This is a genomic window from Pseudoalteromonas sp. SG41-5, assembly GCF_014164495.1.
Taxonomy (GTDB): Bacteria; Pseudomonadota; Gammaproteobacteria; order Enterobacterales; family Alteromonadaceae; genus Pseudoalteromonas; species Pseudoalteromonas rhizosphaerae.
This window is the reverse complement of sequence record NZ_JACJFH010000015.1, coordinates 1-23,386: the sequence shown is the minus strand read 5'-3', so window position 1 is coordinate 23,386 and position 23,386 is coordinate 1. Positions and strand designations below refer to the sequence as shown.

General features: G+C 40.5%; 24 protein-coding genes. 15 read left to right on the top strand and 9 right to left on the bottom strand.

From position 1 onward, the window contains the following. Positions 1 to 6: 6 nt before the first annotated feature. The gene (locus tag H5232_RS06200) at positions 7 to 1,173 is read right to left on the bottom strand and encodes an efflux RND transporter periplasmic adaptor subunit (protein ID WP_182716998.1); all 1,167 of its coding nucleotides are present in this window, start codon (positions 1,171 to 1,173) and stop codon (positions 7 to 9) included. A gap of 303 nt (positions 1,174 to 1,476) precedes the next feature. Between H5232_RS06200 and H5232_RS06195 the strand changes: the two genes are divergently transcribed. The 4 genes from H5232_RS06195 (at position 1,477) to H5232_RS06180 (ending at position 4,324) form a co-directional block, all read left to right on the top strand. After that, positions 1,477 to 2,268 (top strand): crotonase/enoyl-CoA hydratase family protein, encoded by a 792-nt coding sequence (locus H5232_RS06195; RefSeq protein ID WP_182716997.1) that lies wholly within the window; start codon positions 1,477 to 1,479, stop codon positions 2,266 to 2,268. 97 nt (positions 2,269 to 2,365) lie between these two features. Continuing rightward, the gene (locus H5232_RS06190) at positions 2,366 to 2,752 is read left to right on the top strand and encodes a CidA/LrgA family protein (protein WP_182830658.1); all 387 of its coding nucleotides are present in this window, start codon (positions 2,366 to 2,368) and stop codon (positions 2,750 to 2,752) included. Further along, positions 2,745 to 3,452 (top strand): LrgB family protein, encoded by a 708-nt coding sequence (locus H5232_RS06185; protein WP_149980912.1) that lies wholly within the window; start codon positions 2,745 to 2,747, stop codon positions 3,450 to 3,452. Before H5232_RS06190 ends, H5232_RS06185 begins: the two co-directional genes overlap by 8 nt. Positions 3,453 to 3,487: 35 nt before the next feature. Then, a complete protein-coding gene (locus tag H5232_RS06180; protein ID WP_182797427.1) occupies positions 3,488 to 4,324 on the top strand; it encodes a mechanosensitive ion channel family protein in 837 nt (278 codons plus the stop codon). 64 nt (positions 4,325 to 4,388) lie between these two features. Here the strand turns inward: H5232_RS06180 and H5232_RS06175 are convergent, their stop codons facing one another. Next, positions 4,389 to 6,548 (bottom strand): TonB-dependent siderophore receptor, encoded by a 2,160-nt coding sequence (locus tag H5232_RS06175; RefSeq protein ID WP_182830657.1) that lies wholly within the window; start codon positions 6,546 to 6,548, stop codon positions 4,389 to 4,391. Between the two features lie 101 nt (positions 6,549 to 6,649). Between H5232_RS06175 and H5232_RS06170 the strand changes: the two genes are divergently transcribed. From H5232_RS06170 to H5232_RS06160, 3 genes are all read left to right on the top strand, one after another. Next, complete coding sequence (locus H5232_RS06170) at positions 6,650 to 7,792, top strand: PepSY domain-containing protein (protein WP_182731867.1); 1,143 nt, start codon at positions 6,650 to 6,652, stop codon at positions 7,790 to 7,792. Continuing rightward, the gene (locus H5232_RS06165; protein WP_149980916.1) at positions 7,792 to 8,259 is read left to right on the top strand and encodes a hypothetical protein; all 468 of its coding nucleotides are present in this window, start codon (positions 7,792 to 7,794) and stop codon (positions 8,257 to 8,259) included. The genes H5232_RS06170 and H5232_RS06165 overlap by 1 nt, the downstream gene beginning before the upstream one ends. Before the next feature lie 201 nt (positions 8,260 to 8,460). Further along, positions 8,461 to 9,873: a family 43 glycosylhydrolase gene (locus H5232_RS06160; protein WP_182830656.1), complete on the top strand. Its 1,413-nt coding sequence runs from the start codon at positions 8,461 to 8,463 to the stop codon at positions 9,871 to 9,873. A 44-nt stretch (positions 9,874 to 9,917) separates the two neighbouring features. Here the strand turns inward: H5232_RS06160 and H5232_RS06155 are convergent, their stop codons facing one another. Next, positions 9,918 to 10,655, bottom strand: coding sequence for an RIO1 family regulatory kinase/ATPase (locus H5232_RS06155; protein ID WP_182716992.1), 738 nt, complete (start codon positions 10,653 to 10,655; stop codon positions 9,918 to 9,920). Positions 10,656 to 10,742: 87 nt separating this feature from the next. Further along, positions 10,743 to 11,207: a MarR family winged helix-turn-helix transcriptional regulator gene (locus H5232_RS06150; RefSeq protein ID WP_149980919.1), complete on the bottom strand. Its 465-nt coding sequence runs from the start codon at positions 11,205 to 11,207 to the stop codon at positions 10,743 to 10,745. 131 nt (positions 11,208 to 11,338) lie between these two features. Here H5232_RS06150 and H5232_RS06145 point away from each other — a divergent pair, with 131 nt between their 5' ends. After that, positions 11,339 to 12,505, top strand: a complete 1,167-nt coding sequence (locus tag H5232_RS06145) for a hypothetical protein (protein WP_182830655.1) — start codon at positions 11,339 to 11,341, stop codon at positions 12,503 to 12,505. 240 nt (positions 12,506 to 12,745) lie between these two features. Beyond that, the gene (locus H5232_RS06140; protein ID WP_182830654.1) at positions 12,746 to 14,722 is read left to right on the top strand and encodes a phytase; all 1,977 of its coding nucleotides are present in this window, start codon (positions 12,746 to 12,748) and stop codon (positions 14,720 to 14,722) included. Positions 14,723 to 14,751: 29 nt separating this feature from the next. Here the strand turns inward: H5232_RS06140 and H5232_RS06135 are convergent, their stop codons facing one another. From H5232_RS06135 to H5232_RS06120, 4 genes are all read right to left on the bottom strand, one after another. Continuing rightward, entirely contained in the window at positions 14,752 to 15,336 is a 585-nt protein-coding gene (locus H5232_RS06135; RefSeq protein ID WP_182830653.1) for a YqaA family protein, read from the bottom strand. Between the two features lie 199 nt (positions 15,337 to 15,535). Then, positions 15,536 to 16,429: a GGDEF domain-containing protein gene (locus H5232_RS24140; protein WP_259398212.1), complete on the bottom strand. Its 894-nt coding sequence runs from the start codon at positions 16,427 to 16,429 to the stop codon at positions 15,536 to 15,538. 161 nt (positions 16,430 to 16,590) lie between these two features. Further along, positions 16,591 to 16,923 (bottom strand): PBPRA1643 family SWIM/SEC-C metal-binding motif protein, encoded by a 333-nt coding sequence (locus H5232_RS06125; protein WP_145237663.1) that lies wholly within the window; start codon positions 16,921 to 16,923, stop codon positions 16,591 to 16,593. A 118-nt stretch (positions 16,924 to 17,041) separates the two neighbouring features. After that, complete coding sequence (locus tag H5232_RS06120) at positions 17,042 to 17,905, bottom strand: PA4780 family RIO1-like protein kinase (protein WP_145237666.1); 864 nt, start codon at positions 17,903 to 17,905, stop codon at positions 17,042 to 17,044. A gap of 211 nt (positions 17,906 to 18,116) precedes the next feature. On the opposite strand from H5232_RS06120, the gene H5232_RS06115 reads away from it, so the two are divergent. From H5232_RS06115 to H5232_RS06095, 5 genes are all read left to right on the top strand, one after another. Beyond that, on the top strand, positions 18,117 to 18,335 hold the full coding sequence (locus tag H5232_RS06115) for a hypothetical protein (RefSeq protein ID WP_145237669.1): 219 nt from the start codon (positions 18,117 to 18,119) through the stop codon (positions 18,333 to 18,335). Between the two features lie 84 nt (positions 18,336 to 18,419). Next, a complete protein-coding gene (locus tag H5232_RS06110) occupies positions 18,420 to 19,310 on the top strand; it encodes a dienelactone hydrolase family protein (protein WP_149980923.1) in 891 nt (296 codons plus the stop codon). A gap of 132 nt (positions 19,311 to 19,442) precedes the next feature. Next, positions 19,443 to 19,811: a hypothetical protein gene (locus H5232_RS06105; protein ID WP_179959150.1), complete on the top strand. Its 369-nt coding sequence runs from the start codon at positions 19,443 to 19,445 to the stop codon at positions 19,809 to 19,811. Then, positions 19,808 to 20,188 (top strand): hypothetical protein, encoded by a 381-nt coding sequence (locus H5232_RS06100; protein ID WP_149980924.1) that lies wholly within the window; start codon positions 19,808 to 19,810, stop codon positions 20,186 to 20,188. The genes H5232_RS06105 and H5232_RS06100 overlap by 4 nt, the downstream gene beginning before the upstream one ends. Positions 20,189 to 20,334: 146 nt before the next feature. Then, positions 20,335 to 20,901, top strand: a complete 567-nt coding sequence (locus H5232_RS06095; protein WP_182830652.1) for a DUF2799 domain-containing protein — start codon at positions 20,335 to 20,337, stop codon at positions 20,899 to 20,901. 264 nt (positions 20,902 to 21,165) lie between these two features. On the opposite strand, the gene H5232_RS06090 is transcribed toward H5232_RS06095, so the two are convergent. Then, positions 21,166 to 21,921: an SDR family NAD(P)-dependent oxidoreductase gene (locus tag H5232_RS06090; RefSeq protein ID WP_182830651.1), complete on the bottom strand. Its 756-nt coding sequence runs from the start codon at positions 21,919 to 21,921 to the stop codon at positions 21,166 to 21,168. Between the two features lie 148 nt (positions 21,922 to 22,069). Between H5232_RS06090 and H5232_RS06085 the strand changes: the two genes are divergently transcribed. Continuing rightward, positions 22,070 to 22,963, top strand: coding sequence for a LysR family transcriptional regulator (locus tag H5232_RS06085; protein WP_182830650.1), 894 nt, complete (start codon positions 22,070 to 22,072; stop codon positions 22,961 to 22,963). Positions 22,964 to 23,386 lie beyond the last annotated feature (423 nt).

Below are 23,386 nucleotides of genomic sequence, written 5' to 3'. Positions count from 1 at the left end.
TTTCCTTTAGTTTGCAGCGTCTGATTGACTAGAAATTGTACCAGTGGTGTGATCGACCTTTTTTTCAACTGGTTTAACTTCGACCCCTTGACGTACTTTTTGTAAACCTTCAACAATCACTTGCTCACCTTCTTCAAGGCCCGATTGAACGACCCACATCGCATTAATGCGCCGTCCTAGTTGCACAATGCGCGTAGCAACTTTGTTATCTTCACCCACCACGAGTACAAATTTACCTTGTTGATTTTCTTGTACTGCTGCTTGAGGAATAAGTGCTTGTAATTTCTTATCTTTACTTTCAACAATTAAGGTGACAAACAAGCCTGGCATTATAATGTTTTGTGGATTGGCAAATGTCGCTCTTAATTCAACAGTGCCAGTACTGCGATCAATTTTCGTATCGGCAAAATCTAACTGCCCTTTAGCCCCCAAGTCCGAGTTATTTGGCAAACGCAGGGATAAATCGATTGGTACATTTTGAGGGTTATTAGCACTGTCTTGATGTTTTTGACGATAACTAATGTAATCACCTTCTTCTACTTGAAAATTGACATAAATTGGATCCACATCGGTCAATTCCGCTAGTTCATTTGAGGAAGGACTAACAATATTGCCTACATCGTAATTAACCTTACCAATACGCCCTGCAAACGGCGCTTTAATTTCGGTGTAACTTAAATTTAATTTTGCTTTTTCAAGGCTTGCCCTTGCTGAGATAACAGCCGCAGCAGCTTGCTCATACTTAGTGGTTAATTTATCCAAATCAGATTGTGAGATAAACCCTTGTGCAGCAACTTCTTTACCGCGTTTTAAATCGCGAGATGCGCCATCTTCGCCAGCAAGCTTACTTTTTAAGTCCGCTTCAATTTCAGCAACAGAAGATTGATATTCACTTGGATCGATTCTCAGTAGTAGCTGTCCTTTTTCAACAAATGAGCCTTCATCAAAATGACGTTCTATTAATTCACCCTCAACACGAGCGCGAATTTTCACTTCCTGATGAGCTTCCGTGCGAGCAACAAACTCTCGATAATTCCCCACCTCTTGGGTAACAACATTAAATACTGAAACCGCAGGAGGCGGAGCGACTTGTTTGGTAGCATTATCATCTGAGCAACCAGCTAAAAAAGCGATTAATGTTGTACCAACAACCCCTTTGATCGCTAATGACATGTAAGTTCCTAAAATGCTAGGCGTGAACCTTTTTAGCATGGTTTATCTCCTTAGTAGCTGCGCGCACTACCTTTATATGTTTATTTTAAATTGTGTTTAAACGCCAAGTTACGTTCAGAGGCTATTATGGGTCGATCATATAACAAGCCACCCGATTAAAAATATAGACCACTTTGTAATCATTTGTATCTGAGGTTCACAATAACAGGCTATAAAATAGCTTGCTTTTCAAACAAGAAAGCCACGCTTTACATCAATTCAATTAGCTCGTAAGCTAAACTGAAACAGGTCAGAGGAGTTGACATGATTAATTTTGAAACACAGCAGGCTATCGCCTTCGTTACATTATCCCGAAAAGATAAACAAAATGCGTTGAATTTTGTCATGTTCAAACAGCTGACAAGTATCATTAAAAAAATTAAAAAAGACCCGACTATCCGCGCTGTCGTTATTCAAGGTGATGGTGAGCATTTTTGTGCTGGACTGGATGTTGCTGCCGTTATGAAAAGTCCCATAAATATTGCCAAGTTGCTATTTAAATGGTTACCGGGTAACTGTAATTTAGCGCAGCAAGTTGTGCTGGGTTGGCAATCACTAAGTGTGCCGGTATTCGCAGTTGTCCAAGGTAATTGCTTTGGTGGTGGCCTGCAAATAGCTCTTGGGGCTGATTATCGGATTGTGCACCCAGATGCTAAATTAGCCATTATGGAAGCGCGCTGGGGACTATGTCCTGATATGGGTGCAAATGTTGTACTACCTAGCTTACTAAAACGTGACGATGCCATGTGGCTTGCCAGTCATGCAGATCCTATTAGTGCTGATAAAGCGCTGCAATTAGGGTTAATAACCGAAGTAAATGCGGATCCAAAGCAACGCTGTTTAGCAATGATCAATACCTTATTAGCTCGCTCACCGGATACTTTAGCGGCAATCAAACGCGTTACCCAACAAAGTTTTAACACTCCAAGAAGACAAATTTTAGCAAAAGAAACCATTAGCCAAATTCGTCTGCTTATTAACAGCAATACAAAAAAGGCCATTGCAAAAGCCAAAGGCGCCGACAACATCGAGTATCAAAATAGTAAACGTTGGTAACAAATTCACTTAATATCAACGCTAAGCAATAAGTCGCATAGTTTTCAACAAGCAAATATGCTGAAGTATAATACGACCTGTAGTGAGTAAATAATCAATGGATCACCAAACCCCAGTGCTTAAAAAAATCTTTCCTTATTTACTCAGCAGCTGTTTGATTTTGGGTTGCTTGGCGATAGCAAAAATAATCATGCACTGGCTGCAAGGTAGCTTTCCAGCCCCCCTATTAGCGATGCTAATGCTACTTACGTTACTTTTAACAAACGTAGTTAAAGAGCATCACTTAACTCCCTGTGCTAAGCCATTATTAAATGTCATGCCGCTTTTTTTCATCCCTGCTGGGGTTGGTTTTATCGAACACCTTGAAATCATCGCCCTGCAATGGCAATTTCTCAGTGCAGTTTTCATTTTAGTGCCATTGACCAGCTTACTGCTTATCGCAGCAGTGATCAGTGTATTTAAAGGCAGGATTGAACATGATTGATCTATGGTGGTTAAGTATTCCTGTAATTATCACGCTGTTTTTAGGGTTAAGGAAGCTCAATACAACCATTAACAATCCTTTATTAAAAGCGCTGACTAATCCCGTTTTTATCACTATTACGCTTATAGCCATATTACTAGTGAGTTTTTCACTGCCTTATTCGCAATTTGCTAGCCATAGCCAGCTATTAAGCTATTTACTGGAGCCTGCCATTGTTGCGCTTGCATTACCGCTATATCAACAATTTGTGCATATACGAAGAAATCTCTTGCTGATTGTTGGCTGCTGTAGTCTGGGCATAATCAATGCCACTGTGGTTGCAACCTTACTCAGTGCTGCATTTAATGTGCCTACACAATTAGCAGCATCTGTTGCCGCTTTATCGGTCACTACTCCCATTACTCTGCTAGTCACTGATTCACTCGGAGGCATCGCTTCGCTGGCAGCTGCGATGGTGATTTTTATCGGCTTATTAGGTGCTTTGTTCGCGCTACTTATTCTTCGTCAGGTGGGCATTTATAACCATCAGGCACAAGGCGTTGCGATTGGTACTGCATTTCATGCAATAGGCACCGCCGCCGCACTTGTTGAGCATCCGCGTATTGGTGCATTTGCTTCAGTGGCAATGGCATTGAGCGCATTACTTACCGCTTTAATCGTACCATTACTTTATCCTTTTTTGAGTCAAGCTCTGCTATGATGAAATAGTTTAACCACTTTATTTATGGATAATAGATGATCAGTACAGAAATCCAACAAGTTGAAAAATACTACACCATGATCACTGAGTACCTCGTTAAGTACAGCATGCAATTAGTTGGCGCATTGTTGATCTTGATTTTTGGTTTGTGGGTGGCACAAAAAATATCTAAGATGATTGCCGCTTTAATGGCGCGTAACAATATTGATATTACTCTCACTAATTTTGTCAGTAATGTAGTGAAAGTATTGTTTATCGTTATGTTCATTATTATTGCGCTAGGTAAAATTGGCATAAGTGTCACACCTTTTGTTGCTGCAATTGGTGCCGCTTCTCTTGGCGCTGGTTTAGCATTGCAAGGGATGTTATCAAATTATGGCGCAGGCTTGGCTATTATTGCCACCCGCCCCTTTATTGTTGGTGACACGATTGAAGTTAAAAATGTCAGCGGTCAAGTAAAAACCATTGAGTTAGGCTACACCATTTTGATCAACGAAGAAAAAGTCGAAATTACTATTCCTAACAAACATATCGTTGGCGAAATACTACATAACTCATTTAATTATTCATTGGTCAAAGGTGAAATTGATATTGCCTATAACGCCACTGCTGAGCATGCTATAGAGCTTATAGAAGACGTATTGAAAGACCATGAGTTAGTCGCAAGTGAACCGCTATCACAAGTTGGCATTGAACGGTTTGCTGAAAGTGGAGTAACAATTAGTTACCGCTACTGGGTGCCGACGACGAAAATAATAGAAACCAAGCTGGCCGTAAACGGTGGCGTATATAGTGCGATTCAAGGTGCGGATATTGAAATTCCATTCCCACAACGAATTGTCACAATTAACCAACAAAGTATTGATAGCTAGGCTAGCAATACTGCAAATAAAGGGAGCTAATTGCTCCCTTTATTTATACTAAATCTTAACTTCATTAAAACTTATAACGTACATTCGCTGTTACTGTTCTGCGTTGACCATAGAAGCAATCTCCACGCGCTAAACATGAGGTGATCACGGTCTTATCAGTAATGTTTTGTGCTTGCAAACTGAAACTGTATTGCCCAAAATCATAGCCAATCATAGCGTCAAAGAGTGTGTAATCGGTAGTTTTAATTGGATCAACTACTAAGCCATCTCGCTCACCATAGACACTACCGTCAGATGTCTCTCCCACATAGCGCGCACCTAAGCCCATTTTAAAACCATGCATAGTTTCTGGTCGCCATGTCGTCCAAATTGATGCTTGCTGCTTTGGTAACGCTGCAAGTGTTGCACCATCTTCACGTTGTTTATTGCTCTGACTGACGTAACCATCGCTGTATGCGTATGACGCATACACATCGACACTTTGCCAAGCTAATTGTGCTTCAAGTTCAAGTCCTTTTACCGTCACCTCGCCCTGTTCCACTTGGCCGTTTGGAGAAATTACTTTGCTATCTGTGGCTTGCTCTGCATTAAATGGGGTAGTGCGATTTTGCTCTACAATATGATATACGGCGGCCGTAAGTAGATGCTCTGTTCCGGCAGGTTGATATTTGATACCGGCTTCAACTTGCTCACCTGTTTTTGGTACAAACGCATTACCAAAGGCATCATAGCCTAGCAATGGTTCAAATGATTCACTATAACTTGCATACGGTGAAACCCCTGAGTCAAATAAATACATCAAGCCTAAACGACCGGTGGTCGCATACTGTGACTCACTTTTGCCGTTTTCAGGATTTGTTGTTGCTTTATCACGGCGTAGTGCTGCTGATACAATCCACTGCTGGGCTATTTTCATGCTGTCTTGAATATATAGGCCAGTTTGATAAGTCTTTGATGGGGGAGCGTCAATCAAATCACCCGCTGTTGGTAAATTATCTACTTTACCGTATACAGGACTAAATAAATCGAGCGTGCCAGCAAGTCCAGAAACAGAGTCGTTATCGGTATAAGCATTTTGATAATCGAGCCCCATCACTATTGTGTGCTCAATATTACCGGTTATTATATTGCCATGAAACTGGGCATCACTGGCAATAGCCCGCGAATCAGCGGAGCTAAGATAAGACACTCGCTTGACGCTGCGCCCATCTTCTAAAAATTTAGGTGGCCAACCATAAATCGTATGATAATCAGCATGACTATCGGTGTAACGCGCAGCAAGTTTAAACTGCCAATCAGCATTAATATTTTGCTCTAAAATCGCAGTGATTGACGCTTGCTCAGTATCATAACGATCAAAACCCGGCTCAGAAACAAAACGGTTTGATGGAATTTTGCCGTTTTCGTTTTCTAAAATAGTGCCTGAGTGAGGTAAGAACGAGGTACTCGTGCCTGATTCATTCTTTTGCCAATTAGTTAATAGCGTTATTTTTGTATCATCAGTGGCATACCAGGTTAATGATGGAGAAAACACAATACTGTTATCTGGCACATAATCGGTTTGGGTATCACTCTCTCGCCATAAACCAATTACTCGCCCTTGTAATGAAGCATCATCATTTAATGCACCGGTAATATCTCCCGCAACTTGTTTGCGCGAGTAATTACCAACTTGCCCCCAAAGCTGTCCTGATGTTTCAGCTTCTGGTTTTTTACTGACTAAGTTAACAATCCCGCCAATTGACCCCTGTCCATAAAGTACTGAGCTCGGCCCTTTGAGTATTTCAATTTGCGACAATCCATAAGGGTTAGTACGAACATTATTATAACTACCATACAACGATTTTAAGCCATCTAAGTATTGTACGGGCGACACACCACGAATAACCGACCAATCGCCACGGGTATCAACACCGTATGGACCGTTATATAAACCAGACACATAACCAATTGCATCTTGAATAGTTAGTGCGCCTAGGTCTTCAATTCGCTCTTGCGTTAAAACTGAAACAGACAACGGAGTTTCAATAATTGGCACGTCTGATTTTGCACCAGACGCACTCATGTATGAAATCAAACCTCGTTGGCTTTTTACCGTAATAACTTCTAAATCGTGACCTTCACTCACAGCTTGCTGTTCGGCAACAGCATTAGAAGGATTTAACAGTGAAAGAAGAGTCAAAGATAAAATACTTAACGGTGTATTTATTCCACTTAACTGCATTAATATTCCTTAGGACAAATTGAAATTGCAGGCAGTTTAATAGTACAATTATTGAAATGCAATATGAATGATAACAAATATCATTAACAATAGGTTTCACTATGGCTAAAGTAAGCAAGCGATTTTGGTTTCAATTACATGGCTGGTTCTCATTGCCTGTATGGGTTTTATTCTGTTTTATTTGTATTACAGGCACTCTCTCTGTAGTGAGTCATGAGCTTACCTGGTTAACCAACCCTGCTGCTCGAGCAAGTAATCCTAACAATTTGCCTGCAAAACCAATCGATGAATTAATAGCAGCAGTAGAACAACAACATCCAACTGCTGATATCACATCAGTATTGGTGTATGAACCGTATTTAGTAAACGCTATTATATTTACAGATCACAATAAACCCCAAGCAATTGCCTACGTAAATCAATACACAGGGCAAATACAAGCAGTTAATCAAGGCATCACCTTTATTGGTTTTATGCGCGCGTTACATGGTTGGCTGTTGTTTCCATGGCAAGCTGGTTATAGCGTCGGTTATTATCTTGTATCTGCAATGGCAATAGTCATGTTTGGCGCATTAGCCACCGGGCTGATTATTTATAAAAATTTCTGGCGTGCTTTTACTCAGCCTAAATTGCGCTTCAATCAAGGTAAAAAAACCTTACTAAAAGATTTACATAGCTTAGCTGGCGTCTGGTCTATGTGGTTTTTACTCATTATGAGCTTAACGGGGTTTTGGTATTTAACTCAAGCAATTATGTGGCATAACGAAATTGATATTGAAGAGCATCCGCCGCTGGTAAGCATAGCTGATTTGCCCACCTCTAAAACGGTACCGGCCATCAGTCTAAGTCAGGCTCTACAGCTCACTAAGCAGCAGTTTACTGACTTTGAACCTCATTACATCATGTTCCCAGAACATAGCCGAGGCATGTACAGTATCAGCGGCTCGAACAACACTATTTTCTATGATGACTATGCGTTCTCAACGACGATAAATCCTTGGACAGGCGAATTAGCACAGACTAAAAGTCCCGGATCAATGAACGCTCTACAAACTATTTCTCATATTGCAGACCCTTTGCATTACGGCACAATTGGCGGGATCTGGACCAAGCTAGTTTGGTTTATTTTTGGCGTGATCTTAAGCGGTATGTCTATTACAGGCTTTATGATGTGGCGTAGTAAGTTAGCTAAGACAACAAAGGCGCAGCTGCTAACGACTGACTATATTCAGGAGGCACAATAATGGCGCGACTTAAAAGTACTTGGTGGCAACGCTATAAGTATCTACTACATGCTAGTATTTTAATTTTACCATTTTGGTTTTTATATCAATCAATGATTCTCATATTTCCTGACTCATGGGGCGAGCAAACAATGGGAGAGTTTACCCTTGCACCCATGCCACTTAATATGGCGCCCCCCTATAGCCACCATGGTGAATACGTTAAAGATTTTATGGTAATGTTTAATAAAGGAAAAATAGCAGATGTACGCCAAGGTTACATGAATATTGGCCCCACTCCTTTACCACTTAGTCAGTTATCAAAAGCCGATGAAGGTATTTTACATGGCACGCGTCATGGTCAACATGTGCACGCTATTGCACCAAAATTAATAACCAGCAAAGATAAGGCATGGATCACACTCCAAACGTGGCAAGGTGAATTGCTAGTTCAAAGCTGGGAAATTCCAAGCCAGTTTATTAACTAACAACAATGGGGAGCAAAACATGCTCCCACGCCCACCCAAACCCAACTTTTATTTAACTTAAATCACCATTTATCTTTACAAAAGTAATAATATAATAAAGTATTATAATTAACCTTTTAAAGGTTAATCGTTGAGCTGCTCATCGAATGCTAAATTTGCTTGAGCTATCGGATCATACACACACAGTACTTTGGAGATAAAATGAAATTTTCCACACAATTACTTTGCTGGCTTAGTTTAGCCGCCAGCCCATTTTTTAAAAATGCATTCGCTATCGATAATGGTGTCTATACCATAAAATCAAAATATAGCGCCAAATTTGTCGAAGTCGCCAATGCATCAACTGCGGATGGCGCGAATATTAGCCAATGGGCTAATACTAATCACGATACCCAACGTTGGCTCATTACTCAGGTTGAAAATAATAACTACTCTGTAATAAACCTTAACAGCGGTAAAGCAATGGAGGTCTTTGAGTGGTCAACTAGTGATGGCGCAAACGTAGTGCAATATGACTATAGCGCTGGTGCAACGCAGCATTGGCAAATTAATAGCGAAGGCAACGGCTATGTGAGCTTTATCAATGCCAATAGCCAAAAAGCGCTCGATCTGTATGACTTTGACGGCAATGACGGGGCTAATATCAGCCAATGGGCATACAATGGCAGTGATGCACAGCTTTGGCAGCTCAATAAACTGGCCAACGTAGAATCCGCTCCCTTTGATCCTTCAACTACCAATGGCGCAACGGATCATTGGCCATTAACCGGTAGTTTAGTCACTCACGATCCAACCATCAGTTACGAAAATGGTACGTGGTGGATATTTCAAACTGGGCCTGGCATCGCTGGAAAGTGGTCAAATGATGGCGTAGCATGGAATGATGCGGCAGCGATTTTTCCTAATGGCTTAAATTGGTGGTCTAACTATGTGCCTGAACACGATGGCATTGATGTTTGGGCGCCTGAACTTAAAAGCTACAATGGGCGTAGCTGGCTTTATTATGCAATATCAACCTTTGGCTCGCGTGTTTCGGCAATTGGTTTAGCCTCAGCAAGTAGTGTCTCTGCCGGTAATTGGCGTGATGATGGTTTAGTGATAAACACCACCAACAGCAATAACTACAATGCCATTGACCCAGATTTAGTCGTCGCCAAAGATGGTGCGCCATGGCTAACATTCGGTTCGTGGAATTCAGGTATCAAGTTAATGCGGATCAACCCAATAACGATGAAACCATTTGGTGAGCTCTATTCCCTTGCTAGCCGCTCAGGTGGCATTGAAGCACCAACGATCATCTATCGCCAAGGATACTACTACCTATTTGTATCTGTTGGTAAATGTTGCGCAGGAACCGATAGCACCTATCGTATCGCATATGGGCGTGCAACGGATATTCGTGGTCCTTACTTAGACAAGAATGGCAACAATATGCTCTCTGGTGGTGGCAGTATTTTAGATGCTGGTAACAGCCAGTGGGCCGGACCTGGCGGCCAAGATATTCTTAATACCGATGTAATGGTTCGCCATGCTTATGATAAAGGTGACAACGGTGTGCCAAAACTATTGATCAGCACACTAAATTGGGACTCAAATGGTTGGCCAAGATTTTAAACCAGCCAACTTAACAACATTTATAAAGCGTGTAATAACGCGCTTTATAAAAAACGCTCCATGATGGCAGCGGCGATTTGCGTAGCTATTCCACATCCCCACATATATGCACGTTGGATCGGGTAACCTCTAAAAATCCAACGCTTTCTAACATGATTAAAATTACTTAAATAATCAGCTTTGGCATCTGGCAGAGGTTGATCAGCAAGCTTTGCCCATGCTTTATAAACACCCGACATATCTGCACCACGCATAAATTGCTGTAACCAACGAGGAAATCGAGCGTACCGTATCGTCGACTGAAAATCGATGATATACGGTTTACCATCATCACTACAAAGCACATTACCCAAATTACGCAAATCTAAATGTACAACCCCTCGGCGGTGCATTAATGCAACCAGTCGTTCAAAATCTTTAAAAAAACTAACGGGTAGCACTTGTTTTTGTTGTACTAACTGTTTAAGTGGTGTGCCTGTAATATAGTCATAGGCAACAGCAATCGGCGATAATCGTAAAAATCGCCCACTCACTCCAGTTATGCCTGCTAAACGAGCCAACCCTTTATACTCTTGATTCACCGACAAAGGCGCAAAGGTTTTTCTGATCCACCATGGGCTATGTTGAAAATCTTTAATTACTAAATCGAGTTGCTGATCGGTATAACGATAGACAATAGCATTTGCAAAACGTCCAGTATGAACAACATTTAAATTTTCGGCTGCAAACTGATGTTCTGGAAATTGCTGCTGTAACTGCATTAATAAAGTAGCTTCGATCATAACACCCTGCGATTTGTTAAATATAAATGCCTAGGCAACTATATTATCAAATCTCTGCACTCACAGCAATATGACCCTTAGCTAGATTTACGATTTCAAATTATGAATTGCTCTAAATAACAGCTTTGCCAACAATTTTTTTTCATCATCAGAAAAGTCGATTAGTGCTGTGCGGTAAATATTATTCACAATAGGGAGTATTTCAGGGTAAAGCTGTTGGCCTTTTTCAGTAAGGCATAATAGCGTAGAGCGGCGATCTTCTGCGGATTGTTGTTTTGCAACTAAGCCTTTTTCTTCTAAACGAGACAACAAACGACTCATCGCGCCACGATCATAAACCATATGCTCACATAGCTCTGCCAAAGTATGCACTTTGCCTCGAGCTAATAGCACCACAACAATATATTGCGCCGAAGTTAAATCCATTGGCGTAAGGCCAGCATCTAGATGAGTTACTAAATTTGACCGTAAATAAGCAACTAACCGACCCAGATCTTGAACGGGATCAAGATCATCAATACAACATTGTACAAGTGAAGCGGATTCTTTCATAAATTCTCAAAAACTGCGTGAAGGTCACTCATTGACCGTTAATAGCTATAATAATTCAATCAAACATAATTGCGTAGTGACACCTAATTAGTGTAGCGTCGAACAAGCTAACTAATGTTATTGAGGAATACATGCAAAGTAAACAACGAGATGTTATCAAGTATATTGCCATACTTATACTGCTACTACTTTGCTGGTCAGAGCAATTTAACAGCTACATCATGGATTTTCTTGACCAAACCTTAGTGCAGTCATCATTAGTTTATGCTTCTGCACGCAGTGTTAACGGCATTATTTCTTTATTACAGTCGGCTGAAGTCGGTATTGGTATAGCAAGCATAGCGCCTGCGCAATTGCTTGATCCGGTGAACGATTTAGCCGAATACATTGCCGATGCGATGCGCATATCATTAGGCTCACTGTTTATCCAGCGGATTTTATTTACTATTTCATCAGGGGTATTTTTTAGCGCCTTGTTTACCGCCAGCGTCATTAGTTATTTAGTCTGTGATTATTTTGGGTATTTAAAACAGCTTAAAGGTAAGTTACTCGCTAGCCTGATTTTAGTACGGTTTTTAATTCCATTTGTGGTACTTGCAACTGGGCTTGCCAGCCAAGCCTTTCTAGATGAAGAAATCAATTATCAAAATCAATATGTTGAAAAGACCGTTGACACACTTAGCGTACAGGCTAATGCAACCTCCACATTATCAGCACAACTGAGCGCAAAAATTAACAGTGACAAGCAGACAACCCTCGATGAACTCGAACTTATTGCCGTTCAGCAACAACAATTAAAAGCAATTATTACAGATAACCAACAGCAGCTTGAGCAATTAAATAAGCAAATTGACGCCATTCAAACGACCCGCAGTTTAGCCGAAAAACTCACCTTAACAGAGCTTCCCGAGGCTAAACCATTACTGCAAAAACAGCGCGAGTTAAAGCAACAACAAGCATCTATCAACAATCAGTTCGCCGCGTTATATCAACAGAAAGCTCAGCTGCAACAACAGCTGCATGATTATAACGACCAACTAGCAGGTAATTCTGGCAATTTAATTAGCAAAGTCGTTGATATCGTTACGACTGGCATTACAGATATGGCTAATTCTTTAGAGGGCTTATTTATTGAGTTTTTAAACTTAGTGTCGTTACTAATCATCAAATTATTTATTATGCCTTTGCTATTCTTATATTTATTTAGTAAAGCATTTAAAGCTATTTGGCAACGTTCCGTGCTACAAGCATTAGCGCAAATGAAAACAGAAATACACACCGCCATCACAGAAAAATAACCGCTATATCATGCTTAGGGTCACATCAGCTCAGCATGATAGCGATGCCCTAATGGGTCATTTAAAAACTAACAATTAAAAATAAAAACGAATAAAAACAGATAGATAAAATAAAAAGCATTGAATGAAAGGAAACCTAAATAGCTTTACTCTCACTGCAGAAGTCTTTCTTTTGTCACGGTTTTGTCATAAAAGTTATTTAGCTTGCATCGCATACATGGCTAACTTAGGACTTTACTTGTGCCAACACTTAAACCACTTGCTTATGCACTGAGCATATTAACACTCACAGCAACATTAGGCGCTTGCAGCAGCCAAGATGTTAATTCCACTCAACCAAGCCAAACTACATTAAAGCTTAACAGCGCACCATTTTGGCAACAAAATAATATTCAAGGATCGCAAGCTGCTTGGCTTTTTGATGATGCTTGGTTACTAGCCAGTGAAAGCCAAGGCTTAATTGTTGTAGAGCAAAATAAGCAACATAGCGAAGTACTTAAAGCGGGTAACTTTGAAACTCTGTCAGTGCGTACTATTGGCGATAATCGCTTTTTAGTGACCAGTATTGATAACGAACGTGATCTGGTTGCCGTTTTCACCCTAACTCAAAGTAACGGCAACTGGCAACTAACGGAGCACGCACCGATTGTTGCACCACAAGCAAAACCTGAAGCGGTCTGCCTATTTAACAATCACAATACCGGGAGTATTTCTGCTTTTGTTGCTGATGTTCGCGGCTTAATGCGCGAAACCTTAATTTATAACTTTGCCACAGAGCAAACCACTAACATTGCGGTCCGAGAATTTGCCGGTGTAAATGAAGCTGCGGGTTGTGCGGTTAATGATGTAAGCCAACAATTATTTATCAGTGAAGAAGAACTTGGCATTTGGCAAATGAACGCCAATGCAGAATCTTCAGCGAGTAAACAACCCCTTACCATGGTTGCTCCCTTTGGTGAACTGGCCAGCGGTATTGGCGCATTAACCACCAGCACTGATGGCAGCCTCTGGTTTACTAGCAGCAGCAATAACACCCTATACCGATATAATCCAGAGCAAGGTATACAACAAAAGTGGCGTGTCTCTGGAGATCTCAGTATTGGTTCTGTGGTAATTGATAATAACGCCACTACTGCTCAAGCCATTATGTATGACGATGAAAGTGGCGCGTACCGCAGCAGCCAGTTAATTTTAGACCCAATCACCAGTACGACAAAAACCAACACCACCACTGCAAAAACAGCACATGTGTATGCAAAAGTGCAAACGACACCAGTTGCAGCATTTGGTGATGCCGCAGACGATCCAGCCATCTGGGTGCATCCAACCGACGCTGCTAAAAGCTTGATCATTGGCACCGATAAACGTCGCGGACTGATGATCTATAACTTAGCTGGAGAGCAAATTCAAAGCCTTGACGTCGGTAGAGTTAACAATGTTGACGTTCGTCAAAGTAGTAATATCAACAACCCAACTCACACGCTAATTGCAGCCAGTAACCGCAGTGAAAATAGCATTAGTTTGTTCACTGTCGACATACAAAACAGCGTACACCACTTAGGTAGCGTGGCTACCAATTTGAGTGAGATTTATGGCTTATGCATGTATTCATCGAAATCTGGTGACTATGTATTTGTGAATGATAAATCAGGGTTATATCAGCAATATAAAATAACCAGCCAACAGCAACAAGTCTCGGGCAAACTGGTGCGCGAATTTACTCTACCTAGCCAGCCAGAAGGTTGTAGTAGTGATGATAAAAACGGCGAACTTTTTGCCGGTGAGGAAGACGCTGGTATTTGGTTTATCCAAGCAGAGCCTGATTCACAGCAAGCGCCTATTTTATTGCAATCCGTGAATGAAATGCTAGTTGATGATGTAGAAGGTATGGAGATTTATCATGGTAAAGACGAGCGCTTATTAGTGGTATCTAGCCAAGGTGACGATAGTTATGTCGTGTATCGCATAAATAAAGGTGAAAAACACCCTACCCTTGAGTTTGTCAGTAAGTTTAATATTCTTGCAAACTTAAATAACGGTATTGATGGCGTGTCAGAAACCGATGGCTTAACCGTTACAGCCAAACCGCTGCCTGGCTACCCTCTTGGCGTATTAATAGTGCAAGATGGCTACAATCGTATGCCACAGCAGCCACAAAATTTTAAACTGGTGGATTGGCGCCAAGTACATTCACTTATCCATGGCGACGTTAAGTAAACGAAACAAATATAGCCGTCACTTGGCGGCTATATTACCGTTGTTAACAACCAAATAACTAACACCAACACAGTCAAACCAAGCATTGCTTTGGTTTTATGTTTTGTGATAATTCGCTCTGCTTGATTGCCAGCATAATACACCACCAGCGCCAGACCAAAATACCGAATTGAGCGGGCAATAGTCGTTGCAATTAAAAACATTATTAATGAATATTTGGTCGCGCCCGCTGCGAGCATAGCTATTTGAAAAGGGATTGGCACTATCCCCAACATTATTACAAACCAAAAACCTTGCTGCTGCATTTGTTGTTCTACGTGTTCAAACTGCTCTGGATTTGAAAAGGTATTGATCACCCAATCGCCAACCGCATCAAACAAGTAATAGCCAAGCGCGTAACCAAACAAAGCCCCAATAATACAGCCTAAAGTCGCCATTAAGGCTATCAGCCAAAGCTTTTCACGCCGCGCTTGCATCAACGGCACCAATACTGCTTCGAGAGGGATAGGAACTATCGTTGACTCTAAAAATGAAGCCGCCGTTATGCTGGTTAACATATGCTTTGAATCAATAAATTGTCGTGTTTTTTGCTTTAAGCGCTGCATAACAGCCATAGTATCACCTTGGTAGTGCTTATAAGTTATATTTATAAGCATATTGCAAGCTCAATACCAGCCTTGCATAATTAATAAGTACATTGTTTTATAAGCATTTTTTAATAAAATTTAACAGGGACAGGCAAATAAATTTAACTGATAGTGTAAAAACCCCCAATTAAAATTGTAAATTTTACTGTAATCAATCGCTTAGGGATTAAGCAATGTAATATTGGCTACGGCCGCTATTTTTCGCTTTGTACAAGGCTTGATCAGCACGTTTAACTACCTCATTAAACGCTTCTTCTGGGGCCTTAAATGACACACCAATACTTACACTTACCGTTCGATTAGCAGCAAGTTCAATGGTATGTGCAAGTGATAGTAATTGCTCACTTAAATCGCAGGCTTTTGGTCGGTCATCGCCGGGCAGGTATATTGCAAACTCTTCACCACCTAAACGTGCAAAGACACTATTATTAGGTAAAGCTTTGGCATATAAAGATGATAATTCGATCAGTACTTGATCCCCCCTATCGTGACCAAACTGATCATTAATCACTTTAAAAAAATCGATATCAATAAGCAAAATTGTATACGGGGCTGATTGATTTTTTTGCATATATTGATAAAAAAATTGGCGGTTCGCTATTTGGGTTAAGTAATCAGTGATCAGCTCTTTTGATAACTGCTGCTGCACACTTGTTAAATCGCCTATAGTTAACTTTAAACCATAACAAGTAAACAACATGCCTGCAGTACGTAAAACATCCTCAACATAAATACCAATAAACAAAGGCTGGATCAGCACTTCATCAAGTAGATCAAAGGTTAAACCCGCTGACCACAATAATAAACCGATGCTTAAATTAACATAAGCAAAAACTGATAAGTTGGCCCTTTGGACAATGATAAAAATAGCCACCACAATTAATAGGTTAATTGCGTCGGTAAGTACACCATTAAAAAAAATACTGTTATCTAATTCAGGATAGAAATAAATATACGAGGTAACTATTAAAAACAGAGTAACTACAAATACAGCTGAAAACACGGGTTGTAAGGTGTTTTTTGCAGTTTGTTGTTGAAGTTTATTATCACTGTATTTCATACACGTTTCGCTGATTAAGTGAGCGCTATATTAAATAACGCTATCACAAGCTAATGAATATATAGCTTTTAAATACAACTGCCGTTTTATATCACTGGAGCTGATTTTTTAAGTTCCTAACACCAGCACCAACCTGAGTTTACACACCTAAACAAGGTATTTTAACCACAGCATTTTTTGTATTTTTTATTACTGCCACACGAACATGGATCATTACGTTGTGGTGTTTTTTCAAAAACTTGAGTAACAGGTTTATTAAGTACAATATCTAAAGGAGTAATATCTTCAGCAAGCGTACTATCAACACGAATATCTGCAAATAAATCATTAGCTATCAAAATAGCGTTTATTTCAAGCTCACGTGCAGCGCTTTGCACCTGTAAAACGAGCGGATTTTCTTCGCTACCAGGTTTTACTTTCGGTTTAGGCTGATAAGTACCTTGATTATTTTTACCCATAATATCGGGCTTACCACGATAGAAAAATTTTGACACCTGCGTTCCTAACTGTCATTTAAAGCAACTCACCGCGAGTAGCTAAAGGCTGCGCAGTCTAACAGAATTTAATGCTGTTAGCGCGCATCTTTAAAATCGATAATGAAGCTAATAAACTTTAGTCGTCTTCAGGTGCTTGTGCTGCTTTTATTCGCTCTTGGTTTTCTTGCATTTGCTCAAATGCAGCTTTGATTTCATCAAGCACTGAATCAACATCAGCCTCAGCATGGTTATCTGCAACCTCACCGTAAAGAACAGTTTCTGCTGTTAATTCACCCGCTTGATACAAAGCCCACATTTCTTCACCAAAACGCGTATCGAGTATTTCTGGTGCGTACTGCCCGTAATACAAGCGCATATTGCGTACATCACGTAAAAACATTTCTTGCGCATTGTTATTCGCCGCCGCATTTACTGCCTGCGGTAAATCAATCACCACCGGACCGTAGCTATCTACTAACACATTAAATTCAGACAAATCACCATGCACAATACCCGCACATAGCATTAAGCGAATGTAATGAACCATAGTAGCGTGATCTTCAATTGCCTGCTCAGCAGTTAAACTCACATCATTTAAACGCGGCGCAACATCACCATCATTATCGGTGACTAAATCCATGATCAGTACACCATCGTAACAACCATGAGGTTGTGGTACTTTTACGCCAACCCGAGAAAGCGTGAAAAGCGCATCTACTTCCGCATTTTGCCACACGTTTTCTTGTTCTTTACGACCAAACTTAGAGCCTTTTTCCATCGCACGACCGCGGCGACTATTGCGTACTTTACGTCCTTCTTGGTATTTTACTGCTTGTTTAAAACTTCGGTGTTGTACATCTTTGTACACTTTCGCACAGCGAATATGCTCGCCACAGCGAACCACATAAACCGAGGCTTCTTTTCCACTCATTAATTGGCTGATGACTTCATCAACGATACCGTCTTCTATTAACGGTAAAATCTGTTTTGGCGTTTTCATGACACTCTTATACCGTACTTAGGCATACCTTGTAATCTTCTCGCAAACTATTTTATCTGACAGACCCTTACGTTAAAGCAAAAGCAGACGAAAACCAATGCTAATAAGCGCACAATTGAACTTATCAAGCATGTTAAAGAACAAAAAACTTGACTAAATCGGCTAAATCCACAAACTGCGAAGTTAACAGCCCAAATTATACTTACTTTATATGAATTCAGAAATACGCTATCGCTTCCAATCTGGTCAAATCGCTAATCGTTTTTTAAACGAATTAAAGCATTGGCCTGTCGCCCGAGTAAAAACAAAACTTCTTAATGGTGGTTTTGACGTTAAAGTAAATTATCAATTCGATGGCGCGGGGTTTGATTACACTTGCGCAGAACTTGATGAATTAGCCGCAAAACATGCCGGTGAAGAAGTTAGCTAAGTATATTAAGCATACAGCAATATACATTTTGAGTTCTCTCAGCTATGTTATTAAATCTTAAATCAATAACATATAGGCACTGCAATGAATAACCCACATTCAGATCACATCCCTCAAGAAGCCTTTGATTGGTACGATGAATACGCTCATGGCAAAATGGATAGACGCACGTTTATGAAAAAACTTGGTGGCTTAGTCGCCCTTGGTTATTCAATGACAGTGCTCACGTCAGCGTTATTACCAAATTATGCCTTAGCCGAACAAGTTTCGTTTAATGATGAATCAATTAAAGCAACTTACCAAAGTTTTGATTCTCCCAATGGTCATAGCAAAGGACAAGGTTATTTAGTAGTGCCAACACAATTAAAGGGCAAGCGCCCGGTAGTCTTAGTGGTGCATGAAAACCGAGGCTTAAACCCTTATGTAAAAGATGTGGCCCGTCGTTTAGCCAAAGCGGGTTTTGTCGCTTTTGCACCCGATGCGCTATTTCCGCTAGGTGGTTATCCGGGTAATGATGACGAAGGGCGAGCCATGCAAAGCTCAATGGATAAAGAGAAAATTCAAAATGATTTTGTTGCCGCAGCCCACTATTTAAAATCACACCCACTCAGTAATGGTAAACTTGGTGCCGTTGGATTTTGTTTTGGCGGTTATATTGTCAATTACCTCGCTGCGGTTGATTCATCATTATTAAGCGCTGGAGTACCATTTTACGGCACGCCCGCCAGCGAAGCTCTGCGCAAAAATATTAAAGCCCCGTTAATGATCCAATTAGCCGAGCTTGATGAGCGCGTAAATGCAACATGGCCTGACTATGAGCGCGATTTAAAAAGTCTCAATGTAGATTACAAAATGTATATGTATAAAGATGCCAATCACGGTTTTCATAATGACTCAACGGGCCGTTACGATAAACCGAATGCAGAACTTGCATGGCAACGAACTTTAGCATTTTTTGAGCAACACCTTGTTTAATTATATCTTGTTTAATTGCATCTAGTTTAATTGCACCTTGATTAATTGCATAATGGTTAGTGCCAAGCATAATAAGCTAGCACTAACTTCATTCAGAATTAAGTACTTCAGTTAAGAAAAATCACCGACTCTATGACTAAATTTTTTCTCCTAAAATACATCGCTTTTTTTAGTGGATGTGTTGCTTGTTTTACCCTTCATACGCAATTTGCAGTGCCTGCGGTTATTGCATCTTGCCTAACCGGACTTATTGGCAGCTTTATTCCTTTTCCAAAACAGTATGCAAATCATCCTTACGCAGCTGTTTATGCTGGTAGTTTTGCTGGAATGTGCTCTCAGGGGTTGATTAATACCTATTGGGAATTAGCAATTATTTCATTGATTGGGGCTATTTTATACGTACTGACGACTAAAGTGTTTACTGGCTTTGGTGGTAAATTAGGAAGTATTGCCTTTATTAGTGTTGCTTTGTTTGTATTAGCTAAAGGGCTCGCGGCATGAGTTTATCATCGGTAACACTTGCTTTACTTGGCGCGTTTTTGACCTTTTATTTAGCTAAGCATAACCGTCTAGATGCGATTAGAGCATCAGCAATTTTAGCTATTATCGCTTACCTTATTTTACTTACCACCGAGTTCAACGCAGAGCTATATAGCAGCATTTTTTTTGGTGGCACATTTATAGGCATGAGCGCACCAAAACGCTTTGGTATTTACACGCTGTTTTCTGCCAGTGTTATTTTTTCGATTTTGTTTGATAATTTAGTGCCTTACCTTAGTAATTTTGGCGGAGCTTTGGGCATAAGTGGATTTTTGTCGATATGTGTCTGCCAAATAGCGATTGTACTAGGCGCTCCTCGCAGTAAAAAACGCCACTAGTTGAGATGCGCTTTGTAGCAATTAAACTAAATAAAACACATAATTTTTTACTTAAAATAGTCTACAAATCAGCTTAAATTGTAGATTTTTAATAACGATAAAACGTATTATACCGTATTGATACAGAGCGAAATAACAGGATAGTTATGCCAAATCGTTTATTTATATTAAGTTGTATAGCACTACTAAATGGCTGCACAACGTTAAGTCAAGATGAGTGTAAAGTCGCTAATTGGCAAAGTTTAGGTTATGAACACGGCGTAAACGGTGGTGATTATGCCGATGGCATAACAAAGATCGCGACGTGTAACGATTACAATATTACCCCAAACATAGCACAATTTAAAAGTAGCTACGAAAGTGGTTTAGCGGTGTATTGTCAACCTGAAAACGGCTTTACTCTTGCTATGCGTGGAGTCTCGTATAACGGTGTATGTAACAGCCGTGCATTTCGAAAAGCGTGGGAAGAAGGTAACGACCGTTATCAAATTCAGCAACGTCGTATAGAAATTGATAACCGTATAACCGAGCTAAAACAACAACTCTCTGAACTTAATCAGCAATTAAACAGCAATAACATCACGCAAACGCAGCGTAAAGAGTTAAATACACAGCAACGCCAATTAGAACGTGAGTTAAAGGACTTAAGACGCGAAAAATCCTTATTACCACTATTGAATAAAGCCTCAACATTTGAAATTACCTTTCCTTAATTACCTTCTGCCCAGCCTGTAATAATAGGGCTGGGTTAATACAAAAAGCTAAAGCAAAATTTAGATAAAAAAAAGCCACTGTAATTTATGTGAATAAGTCTTAACTTGAACTGTCAAAGCAAGTCTGAGCCAGTAAACACTGCTCGAGTTTAACTAATTCTGACAATATATTAAGAGCTTTATAGTAGCGATGAAAGCCCTCACGCAGAGGGCTTTGAATCCTTATAAAAAATAATGCGGCAGAGCACTAAGATTAGCGGTAAATTAAAGAAACATACCGCCAGACGCTTCTATACGCTGTCCCGTAATCCAGCCGCTGTCTTCACTCAGCAACATTGCAACGGCTTTACCAATATCGTCAGCCTCCCCAACCCGACCCAAAGCGGTAACAGATGCCACCATTTGGTTCACTTGTTGGTTGTCACGCACATTACCACCGCCAAAGTCTGTCGCAATAGCACCGGGTGCCAAGGTATTTACACGAATTTGTCGGTTTGCGAACTCTTTTGCCATATAACGTGTCATGACTTCTACTGCACCTTTGGCCATCGCGTAGGCACTTGAACCTGGCATACTAAACCGTGTCAAACCTGAAGAAATATTGAGAATATGACCGCCGTCTTTAATATGCGGTAATAATGCTTGCGTTAAAAAGAAAGGTCCCTTTACATGGATTGCCAGCATATTTTCTAGCTCTTCATAAGTGGTTTCTTCAACACTTGCCCGTAAACCTACGCCAGCGTTATTTAACAAATAATCGAAATCGCTTCGTGCAAATTCATTGCTCAACAATCCGTCAACCTGACTAACAAATTCAGGAATGGCATCAAAATCGCGCGTATCCAATTGAAGGGCAAAGGCTTTTTGGCCTTTTTGTTGAATCTCTTCAATCACATCTTGTGCCGCTTGAACATTATTGTGATAAGTAAAAATAACGTCTATGCCTTTGTCAGCTAACGCTAAAGCACTGTTTCTTCCTAACCCACGGCTAGCACCAGTAATAATTGCTAATTTATTCATCACTCTCTCCAATCTATTCTGTAACAATTTTAAAACCTTAAACCATAGCGGCTCTGACCACGTAGAACAGAGTAGATAATTTATTGTGTTCGATATACATGACAAAAGTGATAACATTGTTCGGATAAAACAAACAAAGGTAGAAGATGTGGACAAATTTGAAGCCATGCAGCGCTTTGTATTGGTTGCGCAATTTGGCAGCTTTACCAAGGCAGCAGACGCACTTGGCCTACCAAAGTCAAGCGTATCAAGTGCTATTCAAGGGCTTGAAAGTGAATTAGGCACGCGGCTTTTTCATCGCAGCACGCGCAGCGTCACCTTAACTCAAGACGGCGAGACTTACTTACCACAGTGCCAAGCACTGCTCGCCGAGTTAGACGCTTTGGCAAGCCAGTTCCAACGCAACTCTGATGATGTTCGCGGGGTACTCAGAGTAGACATGCCGAGTCGTTTTGCCACTACGGTTGTCATTCCGCATTTATCCGACTTCCTTGAAAAATACCCGAACATACGCCTAAAGATCAGCAGCGCAGATTATCGAGTAGATATGATTAAAGAAAGCATTGATTGCGTCATTCGAGTGGGTAATCTTGACGATAGCAGCCTTATCGCTCGCCCATTAACGCTGTACCGAAGCGTAAACTGTGTGTCGCCAAGCTATGTTGAAAAATATGGTATTCCACAGAGTCTTGCAGAATTAGCCAATCATAAACTGATCGAATATTCTCATACGCTCGGTAATCTCGATGCCCAATTTGAATACATGGAAGGCGACAAGGTAAAACAACAATCCATGCCAAGTAGCCTAGTGGTTAATGGCACAGATGCTTATTTAGATGCTTGCTTAGCAGGGCTTGGCATTGCCCAACTCCCCGCGATTGGTGCAGAAAACCTCATCAAGAAAGGCCAGCTCATTTCTGTCCTACCTCAATTTGAAGCCGAGCCAATGCCGGTGTCTTTACTCTATTCATCACGTAGACAACCAACTAAACGCCTAACTGTATTTATGAATTGGCTGCAATCAATCACCCTAGCAAGATAATAAAAGTCACAGCGCTTTGGGTCACGTTATTGAAAAACACCTATTGTGAAAAACGCCTTATACATGTTCCAAAAAAGTTTATTTGAAAATATTTTAATAACTAAACCTTTTAAGTAGTCACACTCTCAATATAATTCTCTGCTTCCCAGTTAAGGGCACTATGAAATATAAACAGCATTTTTGAAATCTTGAGGGTTATCGCTCACAGCCGTAATATCGGCAAAGTGGTAGAAGCGGACATTGATGATTCTTGATGTGTGAAGTCAAGATTTGACCCCTCTGGCTTGACCTTGATGTGTGAAGTCAAGATTTGATAATCATATAGAAAGCTCCTCGAGTTTTTCGATACAGTTGTGTTGACCAAAACATAAACTGAATCCGAGGAGCTTGGTATGAAACTATATGGTGGAATTGACTTGCATT

What these genes read in the sequence shown, in the direction of transcription:
- H5232_RS06095 (WP_182830652.1), top strand. Translation starts at nt 20,335, where the DNA reads ATGCCAAATCGTTTATTTATATTAAGTTGTATAGCACTACTAAATGGC.
- H5232_RS06120 (WP_145237666.1), bottom strand. Translation starts at nt 17,905, where the DNA reads ATGAAAACGCCAAAACAGATTTTACCGTTAATAGAAGACGGTATCGTT.
- H5232_RS06170 (WP_182731867.1), top strand. Translation starts at nt 6,650, where the DNA reads ATGGCTAAAGTAAGCAAGCGATTTTGGTTTCAATTACATGGCTGGTTC.
- H5232_RS06190 (WP_182830658.1), top strand. Translation starts at nt 2,366, where the DNA reads ATGGATCACCAAACCCCAGTGCTTAAAAAAATCTTTCCTTATTTACTC.
- H5232_RS06150 (WP_149980919.1), bottom strand. Translation starts at nt 11,207, where the DNA reads ATGAAAGAATCCGCTTCACTTGTACAATGTTGTATTGATGATCTTGAT.
- H5232_RS06145 (WP_182830655.1), top strand. Translation starts at nt 11,339, where the DNA reads ATGCAAAGTAAACAACGAGATGTTATCAAGTATATTGCCATACTTATA.
- H5232_RS06100 (WP_149980924.1), top strand. Translation starts at nt 19,808, where the DNA reads ATGAGTTTATCATCGGTAACACTTGCTTTACTTGGCGCGTTTTTGACC.
- H5232_RS06185 (WP_149980912.1), top strand. Translation starts at nt 2,745, where the DNA reads ATGATTGATCTATGGTGGTTAAGTATTCCTGTAATTATCACGCTGTTT.
- H5232_RS06200 (WP_182716998.1), bottom strand. Translation starts at nt 1,173, where the DNA reads ATGTCATTAGCGATCAAAGGGGTTGTTGGTACAACATTAATCGCTTTT.
- H5232_RS06175 (WP_182830657.1), bottom strand. Translation starts at nt 6,548, where the DNA reads ATGCAGTTAAGTGGAATAAATACACCGTTAAGTATTTTATCTTTGACT.
- H5232_RS06195 (WP_182716997.1), top strand. Translation starts at nt 1,477, where the DNA reads ATGATTAATTTTGAAACACAGCAGGCTATCGCCTTCGTTACATTATCC.
- H5232_RS06135 (WP_182830653.1), bottom strand. Translation starts at nt 15,336, where the DNA reads ATGGCTGTTATGCAGCGCTTAAAGCAAAAAACACGACAATTTATTGAT.
- H5232_RS06155 (WP_182716992.1), bottom strand. Translation starts at nt 10,655, where the DNA reads ATGATCGAAGCTACTTTATTAATGCAGTTACAGCAGCAATTTCCAGAA.
- H5232_RS06160 (WP_182830656.1), top strand. Translation starts at nt 8,461, where the DNA reads ATGAAATTTTCCACACAATTACTTTGCTGGCTTAGTTTAGCCGCCAGC.
- H5232_RS06115 (WP_145237669.1), top strand. Translation starts at nt 18,117, where the DNA reads ATGAATTCAGAAATACGCTATCGCTTCCAATCTGGTCAAATCGCTAAT.
- H5232_RS06105 (WP_179959150.1), top strand. Translation starts at nt 19,443, where the DNA reads ATGACTAAATTTTTTCTCCTAAAATACATCGCTTTTTTTAGTGGATGT.
- H5232_RS06090 (WP_182830651.1), bottom strand. Translation starts at nt 21,921, where the DNA reads ATGAATAAATTAGCAATTATTACTGGTGCTAGCCGTGGGTTAGGAAGA.
- H5232_RS24140 (WP_259398212.1), bottom strand. Translation starts at nt 16,429, where the DNA reads ATGAAATACAGTGATAATAAACTTCAACAACAAACTGCAAAAAACACC.
- H5232_RS06180 (WP_182797427.1), top strand. Translation starts at nt 3,488, where the DNA reads ATGATCAGTACAGAAATCCAACAAGTTGAAAAATACTACACCATGATC.
- H5232_RS06110 (WP_149980923.1), top strand. Translation starts at nt 18,420, where the DNA reads ATGAATAACCCACATTCAGATCACATCCCTCAAGAAGCCTTTGATTGG.
- H5232_RS06165 (WP_149980916.1), top strand. Translation starts at nt 7,792, where the DNA reads ATGGCGCGACTTAAAAGTACTTGGTGGCAACGCTATAAGTATCTACTA.